Genomic DNA, 14,518 nt, shown 5'->3' with positions numbered 1-14,518 from the left:
TCTTTCTCTTTTGACTTTTAATTTGAAAGTGATTTAACGTCTTGATAGCCCTTTAAATCTACATAAAGCTCATTACGATATGGGCTTTTCTTTCTCTTAATAGATTTATTAATCATATAAATCAGTACAAGCACATTGGCAACTAAAGCAGCCAAACTAAATACAAAGAGTGGTGTTTCATTATAAGATGAAGCAACCGCAAACTTACCTTGATCAATAAATGCTGGGAAAGTCTGTGCAAACATACACCATAAGGCTAACGTATGTGCACGATGTTGAAGCCAAGCCCCTTTGCCTACTGTAAATGCACATACTGTTGGTGCTAATAAGAGTGCAAAACCACAGTACCAAGCATGACCTGGGAGACAGTTATATGTATAAGCAAAGTTCCATAGATCATAAGCGATAATCCAGAACCATAACATATCTGGCCATAGCATATCTTGGCTCTTATCCTTACTAGATGCTTTTCTAATGCAAATGCCAAACCAACCTGTAATGGTAATAATGTTTAATATGCCTGCAAGTGCATTCATATAGTTCCAAGGTCCACCTAACACATACATGGCTTCATCAGCTAAATAGCCGCCCCCTGCATATTGCATCCCTACTTGAAGGTCACGTACAACAGCCTCCATAATATTAATTGCTAAAATAAGTGGTGGAAAACATAATATCCACTTTTTATCTGCTAGACGACACTCAAGCCCTGATACTTTACTTTTCCATTTCACATGTCTAATACACCAAAACCCGATACACCCAGCTGTAGCAGAATAAACCTTTGCTAAATGAAACCAATCTGTATAGGTTGTATCACTTAATACAGTGAACCAAAGGATTGAAAGGATAATAGGTAGAACGACAAAACTACAAAAACCTATATATTTGTTCCGACGCGTCAGCTCATTTAGGCCAAATAGCATTAAAAAGACAATTAGCCAAACTCCCCAAACACCTAAACTTGTTGCACCCTGTTCATAGTTAAAAACGAACATCACTACACCTCCAATTGTTAAAAAAGCAACATACTTTATACTCTAATTTTACTTTTTATTCAAACTAATACACAATAGACAGAAAAAGGAAAGTGTCGACTTTGAACACTTTCCTTTTCTTTTACTCTTCTATTTTTTTATAAATGCATCTACTGATCTTGGAATACTCCCTGTAATCATGATGAGTAGTCTTTCTAGCATCTTTTCTGGTTCTTCTTTCATCCCTTCGCTGACCCAATCAATCATGAGCCCATTAAAGACATGAATATAAAAATTGACAATAAAGCTTCGATCCGCCTCTTGTAATGTTACATTTAACTTTTTCTCACACTCGTCTACAACTTCTTCTAAAAGTGCTCTTGAAAGATTTCTAATATATGTACTTGCTTCTGGCCAATAAGAAGAATGATAAACATGTAAAATCATCTTAGAATTTCTCTTTAAATAATACATGGTTGTTAGAAAACCGGCACTCCAGGTTTCAAAAGTTCTATTTTGAGCAATTTCTACAGAAAGTTCTTCAAAGAAAATGAACTTAAAGATATCCATAATATCTGTAAAATGATTATAAAAGGTTTGCCTGTTCACACCACAGTATTCACAAAGTTCTTTTACCGTCAGCTTATCAATAGATTTTTTGTTTAATAACTCTTTATACGACTTAATGATTACATTCTTAGCACTTTGCTTCATTTTGTTTTCTCCCCTTACAAAAATGAATAGTTATTTTTAGCATAGCATTGTTTCTATCGGCTTACAACCTAGCCATCATTATATTCTGACGTTATCTCTTCTAAAACTGCATACTCTCTTTTAAGTTCCTATAAAAAAAGATGCATGGATTACAAGATCGTCTGTAATTCATGCACCTTAGCATTACTTTATTTATTCTTTATTTTCATTTTCTCCGTAAAACTTATCATTTTCAAGCTCTCTATATAATTTCATCTTCTCTTTAAAGAGTTCGCTGTTAGTAGGTGGCGTATATGTAATACAGTTTGCACCTGCGCGAATAGTTTGCAAGATACTTTCTTTATTCGGACCACCTGTCGCAATAATAGGAATATCTGGATATTCTTTACGTATTTTTTCTACGATACGTACAGTAGCCGCACCTCCACTTACATTAATAATATCAGCGCCTGCTTCAAGTTTTTCTCCTATATCCGTAAGTTCACTTACTACGGTTATTATAACAGGAATGTCTATTTGCTCTTTTACATGTTGGATGGTTTCATTAGGGGCTGGTGCATTTAATACCACACCTATTGCACCTTGAAACTCCGCGTGTAGTGCAATATTAGCAGACCTGGTTCCATGTGTTAATCCACCACCTACACCACATATAACAGGTATATCTGAAACAGATAAAATAGCTTGCGTAATCGCTGGATGTGGTGTAAAAGGATACACGGCAATAACTGCATCTGCATTTGTATTTTTTATAATTGCAACATCTGTTGTAAAGATGAAGGACTTAATACGCTTACCAAATATACGAATACCGCTACAATCTGCTATTTCTTCAGGTACTTTTACAAAGTTTTTTCTAAGATTGCTTGTGACTTCAGGTACATATTTACTAGGTATTTTTTTGTTTTCCATGGCGCGTCTCCTTTTCAAGTAAAAATATTGTCATAGATTCTATCGCATCAAATTAAAGGCAGTCACTCCTTAAAATATATCCTATTATAACACATTTTTCCATTGTTTCTCACATATCTCTAATAGTATTTTATCTCTTATTCGTAAAATTAATATAAAAACTAAGTTAATTTTTTGTTTAAACATCTATTAGCAAAATAAAATGCCAACCTTAATTTGATTAGGGTTGGCATTTTCTCAAAAAATTATATCTCTTTACTTAACGACATCCGACATTTCTGTATTTACAGTGGTATTAAGACATGTTTGACAACTCATCTCCTTCTGGTTAGCATCATATCTGTCTGGTAAAAACACTTGAATGCTTGTCCCTTTTCCTAGCTCACTGGTTACTTCTATCTTCCCATCATGTAAGGCAACTAATTCCTTTACAATACATAATCCTATGCCACTACCCTCATTAACGCGTGTCAAGGAATTATCCACTTGATAAAAGCGATGAAAAATTGTTTCTAGTCGTTCTTTTGGAATACCCATACCTGTGTCTTCTACCTCTATAACAACATATTTTTTCTCTTTTTTGACAGTTGCACAAATTGTTCCACCTGAAGGTGTGAATTTGATCGCATTAGATAAAAGATTCAGCACAATACGTTGAATCAGCTCTCGGTCCACTGTAATCATGATCTCTTCTTCATGTGTATCAAAAATCATTTTTATATCTTTCTTGCTGGCATAATCAATGGTCTCACTAAATATATCTTCTACAATATCTACAATATTATAATTTTGCATATTGACAGTGAGTTTACCTGATTCTATTTTTGAAATATCGATAATATTATTAGACAACTTTAAGAGACGGTAAGCATTTTGTGTAATGGTATGAAGTTTTTCTTCCAACTGCTTTTTGCTCCATTTTTTATCTGTTTCATCTAACTGTAACTTCATTACACTAACAGCTGCTAGTATAATATTGATAGGCGTTCTTAACTCATGGCTAATATTTACCAAAAAGTCTGTTTGCATATTTTCTCTTTCTATACCTAACTGTGCTTCTCTTTTTTGTCTTCTAATTTCTTTAAAAGCATAAATTAAATAGGCTATTAAAAAGAAAATAAAAAGCAATATAAAGCCCCCTATAACACAAAAAATTGACTTCATATAACGTGGCAAAAGGAATTGATAAGGCTTTTTATCTATAATGGTACATTTTCTAGGTATATTATTAAGATCAATATTATACTCATAGATTGCATTATATTTTAAAAGCCACTTTGGAGAGGGGGCAAATTTACTTTCTATAGCTGCAATAGTTTCTCCTTCTATCACCCGTTTCATTGTATTAAATATTTCTTCTCCCTGTAGTTGCCCAATATCCATACATCCTCCTAAAATACCAGCTGTAAGATAAGTAGGATCATTACTATAAATAGGCCAAGGGGAATATTTTTTCATAATTTCCACAGATTCCTTAGGATCTAGAAAAACCCCAGTATCCTTATCTTGAAACTCTCCACCTAAAAGGATTATTTCATTAGCCTTTGTATCTTTTGTAGCCGTCTGCAATGCTTGTAGTTGGAAAACAACATCTTCAATATAATCACTTTGAATCACATTGAGTACAATCTCATTTTCTAAATGTGATTCAATAATATTGGTTGCTTTTTCAATAAGGTTATCTCCAAATCCTGAACTTTCTGTAATGATATTAATCTGATCAATCGTATCATCTATTTGCAAAATTAGATTAAAGCATTCTAGTGTCACATCTCTTTGGTAAATACCTGTTATGTACTGTTCCTCTTCTTGTGTAAAAGTAATATTGGCATCTACACCACTAAAAAATAAAGGGACATGATACAATTCACTATTACTATTAGTTATTTCTGGTGAAATAACAGAAAAAGCTTCATCATCTATAGTATAAATCGCATCTACACTACCATGAGGATATTTTTTCTCAATTAGTTCTAGGAAGCTCGTAACATATTCTTCATCGTTCCTATTTCTAAAATCAAAATACTCTATTTTTATATTGATATTACTTTCCCCATATTCATTAGCAGCTTGCTTGAAACCTTCCATGACATATTCTTCCCAGTGATGACCAATCTGATAAGAATTAATAATTAAAATATTAAATGCTGAAGTGTAGTTGATTCCCCTTGCCCATACTCCCGTTGATATAACCATTACACATACTAGCATCGTGAGCACTAGTCGTATCCGCTTTTTGCCTCTTTTCATTGTCTCTAAATCCCCTTTAGTCTTTATCAATCGAAACTTTTTATACCATTATATATTTTTATATACTATCCATACTAAATTATTTTTTCTTGAATGGCAAGAATTATCATAAGACCACTTGATTAATAAAATCCGCTGCTCCTTTTATAAGGAACAACGGATTTTATTAAAAGTTTTATTTCGTGCTATTTCATTTGTTTCTGTCGGTCTAATACACGATTTAACCGATCATTCATCATGATATCAAGACCTTATACATTCAGGAAAATTACACAATAAAACACTTTTAAATCTATAACTTTTTACTAATTTTAATTTTTCTATTACAAATACGACGAATTTAGTTGTCCTGCGGAGTATGTATAAGTATAAGGCATAAATAAAATGCCTTATACGGTATCTAATGGGACAAGTCCTAGGCCCCTTGAATCTAAGATACCTTCCCTAAGATGAGCAAGTTACTTAAGTACTCCTCCTCCCTAGACTTAATGTGTTGACTCTTCTTAGAACACCAGACCTGTAGGTGGTGGCAACCACAGGATGCTGGTCATACTTATAACTAAATAATGACTTCCGCCTTCAAAATCCTTTGCATAACCTCTAAGCACCCTAACCCTTAGGAACGTATGAGGTAAATCCAGCGTACAAGCAGCTGGCCTTTGGGACCTTAGCATGATAAATCCAATTAGGGATCCCTTTCACTGCGGGAACACCAATGCAGCTTGCTGTAACCTGGTAAGTCCAATAAGACTTCACTAACGGTAGCCTAACTTAGTACATACGCTAAGGACAACTCTAGGAAGTTACTTACACGTTATAATCCTTGCCACAAACCAATAAGCCACCTTAAGCCCAGTCTTTGTGTAATGCACAGGGAGGAAAAGACTGTTCTTAGGGTAGCTTATTGTGCTTTTATAATACATTTTATACAAAGAGATGAAATCTTTTGACCATACAACTGCCTATTCAATCCCAACTACTTACGCCGAATCCTTATAGTCTACCCGTTCTTTCACTTAAACAAGTCTGCAACCTTGTAGCTACCTATAATTCAGTACGTCACATTCCTGCTATTACACTTATGTAGGGATTTTTGAGAGGATAATAAAGATAGACAAAAGAGCAGTAGAATCTATGTTTTCAATAGATTCTACTGCTCTTTTATGCTTATTTATAGACTTGTGTTATTTATTTACTATTCAATAATAGCGTCTTTAGGTAATGCACCTCTAACTATCTTTTCCCATGGTGTACCTAGTACTTCATCCATAAAGATAATTTGTCCTTTATCTTCCTCTGTTCGAATAAGCCTTCCACAACCTTGTTTAAGTTGAAGTCCCATTTCAGGATAATCCACAGTAACAACAGGATCTAATCCCTGTTCTTTTGCTGCTTTTCGTTGTGCTTCTATTAATGGGTCTAACTTTGGAAATGGTAGCTGCCAAATAACAACTAATGTTAAGGCATCCCCTGGCACATCAATACCTTCCCAAAAATCTGAACCAACTAATACAGAGGTCTCTTCTTCTTTAAATCTTCTTACTAGATGACCACGATCACCTTCATCTTCATATAAAACTTCAAAAGGTAATGCCTCTCCTTTAAGGTACTGACGTATTTTACCTACCTCACTTAATGAACGTGTGAGTATAAGTGCACGCCCTCCATTATTTTTAAGTACAGTGATCAGTTGTTCCATACGATTTTCAAGCGTTGGTACAAAAGCAATACGTACTTGCTCTTCCATATTGAAAGGACTTCCAATGGTAGATTTTGATGGTGATTTTAATCCCATCATACGAATAAAGTAATCAAAGTCGCCTTCATTACTTAATGTTGCAGAACTAAAAATAGCTGGTAAAGGTTTTGAATATAATGCCTTATCAAGCATCTTTGTTAAGTCTCTTGGTACTACACAAAAACTATCGTCTCTTTGCTCAATCCAAGCAATTGCATCTTGACCTTTATTTTTACCTAATTGAGCAAGTCCACGAATGGCATTTTCCATTTGTCCTTCGTAGCCTTCTAGTAAACTTGTAGGTATAGACTCTAAATAAAGTTCTTGTTCAATTTGTAGCTCCATAAGCACCTGATCAAGTCCTGCACGTAAAACACTGGCCGCCCTTAATAATGCATCATTGATTTCAACTGTCAGTCTTCCTTTGTTTTCTCCAGTAACAACTGACTCCTGTGCAATTTCAAAGAAATCATCTAATGCTTCCTCAAGGGCCGCTGTTGTTGTATGCAGTGCATCTCTAGCACCTTGTATATCTTCTAAAGACGCAATCATTGCTTCTATTTCTTCTTTAATTAATTGTTGACCCGCTTGCATAGCCGCTGGCAACATGATTTTGTGACCTTCATCAAAAATAACAGCTGAATACTCTGGTAAAATCGGCATATGTCCATTTGCTATTTTTTCTTCTCTTGTCCATAAATCATGGAAAAAGGTTTCATGGTCTACAATAATTAAGTCTTGTGTCGCTCTATAGTACTCTCTTGCACGTACTAACTTACAATAGCCACGATTTTGACAACTCTCACAAGACATGGTTTCATTCCAAGAGATTTTCTTCCATACCTTATCTGTAACCGTTGGTATTTCTGAACGTTCCCCTCTTGTTGTTTTTTTTACCCATTCTTCCACTTCATCTGGTACTTCACCAAAGTCTTCTATACTTTCATTTGCACGGACATCACATACATACTGTCTTGGGTCTTTTGCCATTCTAGCATCTACTTCCAAACCAAGTAGCTTAGATAATTTATGAATGTCACCACTCTCGGCTGCAAGCTGCTCTTGCAAAGCAGGTGATGCACAAGAAATCACAACAGGCTTACCTGTAAATCTAGCATGAGGAATAGCTGATAATAAATAAGCAAAGGTCTTACCTGTTCCAAGCCCAGCTTCAGCTAAATGTACTTTTTGCTCACAAAAAGCATCTCCAATTTGAAACGCCGTAAAGATTTGTTCATCCCTTACTTCATACCCATGTTCAGGTAATATATCGTATAAAACATCGCCAATCCATTCGATTAACTTCTCATGAAACTCATTTTTATTTGAATACTCAAAAGGTACTTTTAATTTTGCATGCATCTATTTTTCTCCTATTAGGTGGCGTAAATTTCTAATATCTCTCACTAACACCAACCGACATTATAACAATAGCTATGGCTTTCTTCAAGCATTAAATGTATTAAGATAAAAAGAGATAGTCCAAAATGAATACTTTTGAACTATCTCTTTTTGCATACTTTTTACTATTTATCCAAATAGCACATTGGGCAATAAACTTCTCCAACTTCTCCATTACTGGCTAAAACTTTTAACTCTTTACCACATTTAACACATTTTGAAAGACTAAATGCTTCTTCTTCACAATCTTCTATATAATGCTCACAAGTTAATTCACAATGATCCTCGTCACACTCTGAACAACTTTCTGATGGAAATCCAAACTCACAACCTTCTGTGATATCGTTGTTATCGTCATCTATTTCATCAATTATACTTTTTAAATTTTTACAAGTGCTACAAATGCATGTACCCATGACGTCGCCTCCTCAAATTTTTCTATCGTCATAGATTATAACAAATTTTAAGCTACATTGTAATATCCTTTTCTATAAAAGGTTTTCATTCATCACTTCCAAAGATTTGCCTTGTAGTTTTTCAATGGCTTTAAGCCATTCTCTCTCATCCTCACTACAGAAGGAAATCGCTGTACCACTTTGCCCTGCTCTTCCCGTCCTACCAATACGATGAATATAAGTTTCAGGTACATTGGGGATGTCCATATTGATTACATGGGATAATTTATCAATATCAATTCCCCTTGCAGCTATATCCGTAGCAACCAATATTTTAATTTCCTTTTGTTTAAATAATTCCAGTACCTTCTGGCGTTCAGACTGATTTTTGTCCCCATGAATGGCCTTATTTCGGATATTCGCTACATTGATTGCCTTACTCACTTTATCTGCTTTCTTCTTTGTTCTTGTAAAGATCAATATAGACTCAAAAGCTTCTGTCTTTAAAAATTGTAATAAACGTTCGGTTTTGTCTGGTTCCTCTACGAAATAAACCTGTTGCTTGACCTGAATTTCACCATCTGGGGATTTCTCCGCCTCTACCTGCACAGGATTTTTGAGTAGGGTGTGAGCCAGTTTGGTCACTTCCTTTGGCATAGTTGCTGAAAATAATATGTTCTGTCGCTTTTTCGGTAATTGGGCGATGACCGTTTTCACTTGCTTAATCATCCCCACATCAAGCATTTGGTCTGCCTCATCAAGTACAAAGATTCCAACCCTTTCCAACTTCACAAAACCTTGTTGTACCAAGTCAACTAATCTCCCAGGTGTTGCAACCAAAATCTCTGGCTCTCTTTTCAAAACTTTAATATGTCGTTTGGGTGTAACACCACCAAAGATGACACCCACTTTCATGTCTAGATGGGCCCCATAATGCTCAAACTGCTCACCAATTTGAATAGCTAATTCCCTTGTCGGTGCCAATACCAGTGCACGAACCTGCTTCTTATCCTCTTGATTACCCTGCCTATCTTCTTTTAAGAGATTCTGCAATATAGGAATGGCAAATGCAGCTGTTTTCCCTGTTCCTGTTTGAGCACATCCTACTAAATCTCTTCCTTTTAGTAACACGGGAATCGCTTGTTTTTGTATAGGGGTTGGCTCTTGATAATCTTGCGCCTCAATCCCTTGAATAATTGCTTGATCTAACCCAAAATCTTGAAATACCATTTATATCTCCTCATCTGTCCTATCTACTAGACTTTCTTTATTAATCTCACTATCATGCGTTGCTTGGCTGAATACATTTTGATTTCAAAATACTATACCTCTTATCCTAACTGAATCACTCTAAACATTCAACCTACTCCTCCTTATTCCCCTCATTCAAAAATAAAAGCTTAAAGTTTTACACCTTTAAGCTTTTATAACACACCATTCTCACTGGTGCAGGTAAATCAGTATTCTTATGCTCTTTTTCAACGATTTCAAAACCACTTTTTAGATAGGCATTGATTGCTTGAGCATTGTCTTTTACAACATCAAGTCCAATGGGTTTGTCTTTATGAGTTTCCTTAAAATAGTTAAGAAGCATTTTCCCAATTCCTAAGTTCTGATACGCTTCATCAACTGCTACATTGGATATATAGTATGCGTTTGTAAAATCTTCTTTAATTACTTTTTTCCAATACATATCAAAAACCCCATCAAAGTATTTTGGCACTTCTATTGCTAGTTTTGAAAAAGCTTGCTTATAAGCCTCCCTATCATTCATATAATCCTCTTCAATAAAGCAAAGCATACCTACAACAGTTTTTTCATACTCTGCCACAACTAAGTTTTTAATGCTAATATTGATTGTATCTGTTGATATAAGTTCCTGTAAAATTCGAGCAGCACAATTTACATCACCAAACATGGCCCCATAAATATTCAGGTCTGACGAATAGATAAGCTTTGCAATTTGTTTTACATCATCCGTTCCTACTGCTTTTCTAATTATAATTTTATCAATCATTATATTCTCCTTCTATATAATAAGTTTAATAGGTATATTCTACTAAATCCTTCAATTATTGATTGGATACAGCCTTTGTTATTGCTCTAAAGAAGGCAACCGTTTTCTTTTCCTTATCATCCTCTTCAAACTTCGAATCTGCACCTGTCTTTACAATGATTACCTCTTTGTCAGGATTGATATATATCCATTGACCAAAAACACCGATTGCCATAAACTCATTTTCATCCCCTTCAGGTATCCACCATTGATAGCCATACCCCAACTCACTATATGGTTTACCACCCTTTGGCGCTTTTAATTGAGGCGCATTTGTTTCTACAGAATCTTTAATCCAGTTTTTAGGTATGATTTGCTTACCTTCAAAAGTTCCGTCATTCATATATAATCTACCAAATCTGGCATAATCCCTTAACGCAATGTGAAGTCCACCATTAGCAAGCTCTTTATTATTACTAAGTGTCCAGTATGCATCATTCTCAACACCTATCTGGGACCATATTTTCTCTTCCATATACTCACTTAAGCTCTTACCTGTTGCATTTGAAACAATCTCTCCTAAAATATCTGTATTGATACTTGAATATGTTCTATTTGTACCAGGCTCATGTGCAAGTCCAAATTTAACAATAGATTTCATTTTAGAGACTCCAAACATACTTGTTATAGAAATCTTACTCATATCAGATGCTTCATCAAAATCGATTCCTGATGACATTTGCAAGCAGTCTTTAATTGTTATCTTTTCCATTTCAGTATCTTTAAATGCTTTAATATACTTCCCTATAGAGTCCTCCACACTGTCTATATAGCCTTCTTCTATTGCAATACCAACTAAAGCTGAAGTGAAGGATTTACATACAGAGTTTGATGAAAAACGCGTATTCTCATCTGCGCCTAAATAGTAATTTTCATATGCAATCTTATTCTTGGCAACTACAAGTAACCCAGACGTTTTGGTTTCTTCTAGAAACTTATCCGTTACTAACTTTTCCCCACGAAATTCAAAGGTATCTATCATGGGAACTAGATCATACTCAAATTTTGATACGCTTTTACCCTTTGATATTTTTGTTGAAGGTTGTATTTCATACATTGTTTGAAAGCTATGTGCCAGATTCTTCTCTTCAAAAGCATTGATGGAACGATACACTAAAAGTAGAGTATCTCCATAAATCACACCTACTGTTATGACCGCTACGATAACAATTAAAAGTCCAATCATAAAAATTTTTTTCATTATTTTCTCCTTTATCTCTTCAGATTTATTATGTTATGCTTTCATTTGACTCCCATCATAGTAATCTGTGTTGTAACCACACGGTCAAGCATAACTTTTATAAATTCATAAGAAGAATCCTATAAATAAAAACTATAATAAAACGCTTACCTTTTTAACATCTACAAAAAAAGAACAGTGAAACTATATTTTCCAATAGTTTTCACTGCCCTTCGGGGTTGACTTTAACCGCTAAAATACTGATTCTACTTACTTTATGAATTAATCTTATATCACTTTATTCCTACCATGTTTATAAATTCCTCAGAGGTATTTGGAACCCTAGACTCTTATACATAGCCCTTATTTCTATTTCTGTGATATCATTTTGATAGATACTAAATTTAATATTTCACGCAAGGAGTATACAAATGAAAATCGACAGACTAATAGGTATTCTTTTCTATATACTTAATAGAGATTGTGTAAGTGCTACTGTATTAGCTGAGCAGTTTGGTGTTTCCCGTCGAACCATTCTGCGCGATATTGACACGCTTACTCTGGCAGGTATTCCTATTTATTCTGAAATAGGATCTAAAGGTGGTTACTCTATCAATAAGGGCTATAAATTAAATGAAAAGCTTATGGATTATACCAATTCTGAGTATATGGTGTTAGCCTTAAAAACGCTCAAAGATCTCTATGGGGATCAAAAAGTAACCGAGACTTATGAGAAGGTTAAGCATATCTATAAGCCTTCTGCATTAGAGCATCCTCTGGAAATAGACCTGTCCGTTATGAATGAAAACAACCTCATGTCAACACTCATTCCACTTTTAAGACAATCGATTACAAATCAAGAAAATGTAACCTTCTCCTATACCAATGCCCAAAACGAATCCTATCTTGTAACCGCTGATATCTTACATGTTTATTATAAGTGGTATGCCTGGTATGCATTTGGCTACAACCATGATAAGCAAGCATTTCGCATGTACAAACTCAATCGCATGAGAAACTTACACTTAAACCCTAGCAAATGGTTACAACACTATGATATAAAAGAAGAACTCGAAAAATGCGAAGAAGCCCATAACAAAAATACAATTTCCGTTACTCTAGAATACCATAAAGAAATAGAGACACTTTTTCAAGAGTATTTCCCTACTTCAAGGCCAATAGCTGAAAAGCAAAATACAATCCTATGTGAAGTTATGATGAAAGCTAACGATTTTATGCTCTTCTCTATTCTTTTAGGGTTCGGCAATACGGTCAGAGTCTTATCCCCTCCTTCCTTTGCTTTACACATACAAAATCATTTAGAACAATCTTTAAATTTTTACAAGAACAGTGACAGCTAGTTGTCACTGTTCTTGTTTTATACTGCAACGTGTAAAGACTATTAAACACTTGATGAAAGGCATATAACATGAAAAAAACAATCTATCTTTATCTACTAGATACCATGGCTGATTGGGAAGCGGGATACATTTTACAAGCCTTAAGCATGCCACAAATGTTTCCACAACATACGCCACAGTATACTTTAAAAACAGTTGCAGCAACAAATGCTCCTATTAATAGCTTAGGAGGTCTAACTATTATCCCTGATTGCTCGCTTTCAGAGCTGGGTGATGATGAAGTAGCAGCCCTCCTATTACCGGGGGCAAATACATGGAATGATGCCATGCACACACCTATTTTAGAGAAAGTAATCTCGTATATCGAGAAAGGTATTTTAGTGGCAGCTATATGTGGTGCAACTTTGGCATTAGCTGACTTAGGTGTTTTAAATCATTGTTTACATACGAGTAACTCCTTAGAATATCTAGATGGTTTTTCTCCCGATTACAAAGGACATACACTTTACCAAAATGACCTTTCTGTTAGAGACCATCACATCATAACTGCAAGCTCTGCTGGTAGCTTACTATGGGCTAAGCAAATATTAGAGTATCTGGATATATACTCACCTAAAACTATAGAGGCTTGGCATCAATACTACCTAACAGGTAATGCGGAGTATTTCACGGAATTAGTATCCTCATTTAACGCTTAGAACAAATTAAATTCCCTATAAAGCTCCTCTCTCTCTACCCCTATCAAAAAAATCAAGACTTAAAGATTTTTAATGCCTCTAATCCTTGATTTTATGTTGATTATTTTACTAATTTCACAACTGTTTCAACGTGGGTTGAGTGCCGGTGGTAGTCATAATGGATGTAGTTTGTTTACCTAAAAAATTGATAATCCTATTTTCTGTTAAAACAGTTCTCCCCACGGTATGTACTCAAAATTTTTTCTGTCATATTTCGCATCAATAATTTTATTTATAAGTTCATATGTTATAGATTCCATTTTGGGGATGAGTTGTGCTACTTCATTTATAGCTTCAGCTGTAGTATCCTTGCCCCCATGTACTATGCAACTTCTCATATCGTGCATATCATCTATCCAGTTATCGGGTAGATTCCAATTTTCCACCTCACCATAACACTCAATAAAGCATTGGTATATTTTATTTTTAACACCTTGCCTGGTACGTTCATTTTCATGATGATATGCTTTTCCTATAATCTCTATCGCATTCCAATATGCAACAAACTTATCAAGCATATTAGGTGTATATTTGCCCTTGGAATACCAACCAATCGCTTTCAGTAGAATAGGTTCCTCTATTTCAAATTTTCTGGCCATATTAAATGCCTCTATAAAATCCGATTTTTCAAGTCTTCTTCTAGTATTTATTTTCCCACCTGTAAATACCCCATCATCATGACTAACTAAAATAAGAGGTATATTATTATTAAGAGATAGTACATCTACCATCTTCCCGAAAAATACATGTGCAACAATTTCTGCAATCTGACTATCTACTGCATATGCTGTTATGGT

Annotated in this window: 13 protein-coding genes; 3 read left to right on the top strand and 10 right to left on the bottom strand. The window is 34.8% G+C overall.

Annotated features, from left to right (window positions below; translation table 11 throughout):
* Window positions 1-17: 17 nt before the first annotated feature.
* From PBV87_RS08270 to PBV87_RS08255, 4 genes are all read right to left on the bottom strand, one after another.
* Window positions 18-998, bottom strand: a complete 981-nt coding sequence (locus PBV87_RS08270; RefSeq protein WP_271011856.1) for a DUF5692 family protein — start codon at window positions 996-998, stop codon at window positions 18-20.
* Between the two features lie 129 nt (window positions 999-1,127).
* Window positions 1,128-1,691 (bottom strand): TetR/AcrR family transcriptional regulator, encoded by a 564-nt coding sequence (locus PBV87_RS08265; RefSeq protein ID WP_271011855.1) that lies wholly within the window; start codon window positions 1,689-1,691, stop codon window positions 1,128-1,130.
* 192 nt (window positions 1,692-1,883) lie between these two features.
* Window positions 1,884-2,603, bottom strand: coding sequence for a beta/alpha barrel domain-containing protein (locus tag PBV87_RS08260; RefSeq protein ID WP_053984122.1), 720 nt, complete (start codon window positions 2,601-2,603; stop codon window positions 1,884-1,886).
* 255 nt (window positions 2,604-2,858) lie between these two features.
* Complete coding sequence (locus tag PBV87_RS08255) at window positions 2,859-4,853, bottom strand: sensor histidine kinase (protein WP_271011854.1); 1,995 nt, start codon at window positions 4,851-4,853, stop codon at window positions 2,859-2,861.
* A 946-nt stretch (window positions 4,854-5,799) separates the two neighbouring features.
* Here PBV87_RS08255 and PBV87_RS08250 point away from each other — a divergent pair.
* Window positions 5,800-5,940, top strand: a complete 141-nt coding sequence (locus PBV87_RS08250; protein WP_271011853.1) for a hypothetical protein — start codon at window positions 5,800-5,802, stop codon at window positions 5,938-5,940.
* 108 nt (window positions 5,941-6,048) lie between these two features.
* Here the strand turns inward: PBV87_RS08250 and PBV87_RS08245 are convergent, their stop codons facing one another.
* From PBV87_RS08245 to PBV87_RS08225, 5 genes are all read right to left on the bottom strand, one after another.
* Window positions 6,049-7,953 (bottom strand): ATP-dependent DNA helicase, encoded by a 1,905-nt coding sequence (locus PBV87_RS08245; protein WP_271011852.1) that lies wholly within the window; start codon window positions 7,951-7,953, stop codon window positions 6,049-6,051.
* Window positions 7,954-8,117: 164 nt separating this feature from the next.
* The gene (locus PBV87_RS08240) at window positions 8,118-8,408 is read right to left on the bottom strand and encodes a hypothetical protein (protein WP_271011851.1); all 291 of its coding nucleotides are present in this window, start codon (window positions 8,406-8,408) and stop codon (window positions 8,118-8,120) included.
* A 72-nt stretch (window positions 8,409-8,480) separates the two neighbouring features.
* Window positions 8,481-9,617 carry a DEAD/DEAH box helicase gene (locus PBV87_RS08235; RefSeq protein WP_271011850.1) on the bottom strand — a complete coding sequence of 379 codons (1,137 nt, stop codon included), beginning with the start codon at window positions 9,615-9,617 and terminating at the stop codon, window positions 8,481-8,483.
* 178 nt (window positions 9,618-9,795) lie between these two features.
* Window positions 9,796-10,404 carry a GNAT family N-acetyltransferase gene (locus tag PBV87_RS08230; RefSeq protein ID WP_271011849.1) on the bottom strand — a complete coding sequence of 203 codons (609 nt, stop codon included), beginning with the start codon at window positions 10,402-10,404 and terminating at the stop codon, window positions 9,796-9,798.
* 55 nt (window positions 10,405-10,459) lie between these two features.
* Window positions 10,460-11,644, bottom strand: coding sequence for a serine hydrolase domain-containing protein (locus PBV87_RS08225; protein ID WP_271011848.1), 1,185 nt, complete (start codon window positions 11,642-11,644; stop codon window positions 10,460-10,462).
* Window positions 11,645-12,054: 410 nt separating this feature from the next.
* On the opposite strand from PBV87_RS08225, the gene PBV87_RS08220 reads away from it, so the two are divergent.
* Both PBV87_RS08220 and PBV87_RS08215 read left to right on the top strand, forming a co-directional pair.
* On the top strand, window positions 12,055-12,984 hold the full coding sequence (locus tag PBV87_RS08220) for a helix-turn-helix transcriptional regulator (protein WP_271011847.1): 930 nt from the start codon (window positions 12,055-12,057) through the stop codon (window positions 12,982-12,984).
* Window positions 12,985-13,052: 68 nt separating this feature from the next.
* A complete protein-coding gene (locus PBV87_RS08215) occupies window positions 13,053-13,682 on the top strand; it encodes a DJ-1/PfpI family protein (protein ID WP_271011846.1) in 630 nt (209 codons plus the stop codon).
* 203 nt (window positions 13,683-13,885) lie between these two features.
* On the opposite strand, the gene PBV87_RS08210 is transcribed toward PBV87_RS08215, so the two are convergent.
* The gene (locus PBV87_RS08210) at window positions 13,886-14,452 is read right to left on the bottom strand and encodes a HEPN domain-containing protein (protein WP_271011845.1); all 567 of its coding nucleotides are present in this window, start codon (window positions 14,450-14,452) and stop codon (window positions 13,886-13,888) included.
* Between the last annotated feature and the right edge of the window lie 66 nt (window positions 14,453-14,518).

The sequence above is a fragment of the Holtiella tumoricola genome (assembly GCF_027857615.1).
GTDB classification, from domain to species: domain Bacteria; phylum Bacillota; class Clostridia; order Lachnospirales; family Cellulosilyticaceae; genus Holtiella; species Holtiella tumoricola.
Note: the sequence above shows the minus strand (reverse complement) of the source record. Positions and strands in the feature narration are given on the sequence as shown.

What these genes read in the sequence shown, in the direction of transcription:
- PBV87_RS08270 (WP_271011856.1), bottom strand. Translation starts at nt 998, where the DNA reads ATGTTCGTTTTTAACTATGAACAGGGTGCAACAAGTTTAGGTGTTTGG.
- PBV87_RS08240 (WP_271011851.1), bottom strand. Translation starts at nt 8,408, where the DNA reads ATGGGTACATGCATTTGTAGCACTTGTAAAAATTTAAAAAGTATAATT.
- PBV87_RS08220 (WP_271011847.1), top strand. Translation starts at nt 12,055, where the DNA reads ATGAAAATCGACAGACTAATAGGTATTCTTTTCTATATACTTAATAGA.
- PBV87_RS08260 (WP_053984122.1), bottom strand. Translation starts at nt 2,603, where the DNA reads ATGGAAAACAAAAAAATACCTAGTAAATATGTACCTGAAGTCACAAGC.
- PBV87_RS08215 (WP_271011846.1), top strand. Translation starts at nt 13,053, where the DNA reads ATGAAAAAAACAATCTATCTTTATCTACTAGATACCATGGCTGATTGG.
- PBV87_RS08235 (WP_271011850.1), bottom strand. Translation starts at nt 9,617, where the DNA reads ATGGTATTTCAAGATTTTGGGTTAGATCAAGCAATTATTCAAGGGATT.
- PBV87_RS08210 (WP_271011845.1), bottom strand. Translation starts at nt 14,452, where the DNA reads ATGGTAGATGTACTATCTCTTAATAATAATATACCTCTTATTTTAGTT.
- PBV87_RS08265 (WP_271011855.1), bottom strand. Translation starts at nt 1,691, where the DNA reads ATGAAGCAAAGTGCTAAGAATGTAATCATTAAGTCGTATAAAGAGTTA.
- PBV87_RS08230 (WP_271011849.1), bottom strand. Translation starts at nt 10,404, where the DNA reads ATGATTGATAAAATTATAATTAGAAAAGCAGTAGGAACGGATGATGTA.
- PBV87_RS08255 (WP_271011854.1), bottom strand. Translation starts at nt 4,853, where the DNA reads ATGAAAAGAGGCAAAAAGCGGATACGACTAGTGCTCACGATGCTAGTA.
- PBV87_RS08245 (WP_271011852.1), bottom strand. Translation starts at nt 7,953, where the DNA reads ATGCATGCAAAATTAAAAGTACCTTTTGAGTATTCAAATAAAAATGAG.
- PBV87_RS08225 (WP_271011848.1), bottom strand. Translation starts at nt 11,644, where the DNA reads ATGAAAAAAATTTTTATGATTGGACTTTTAATTGTTATCGTAGCGGTC.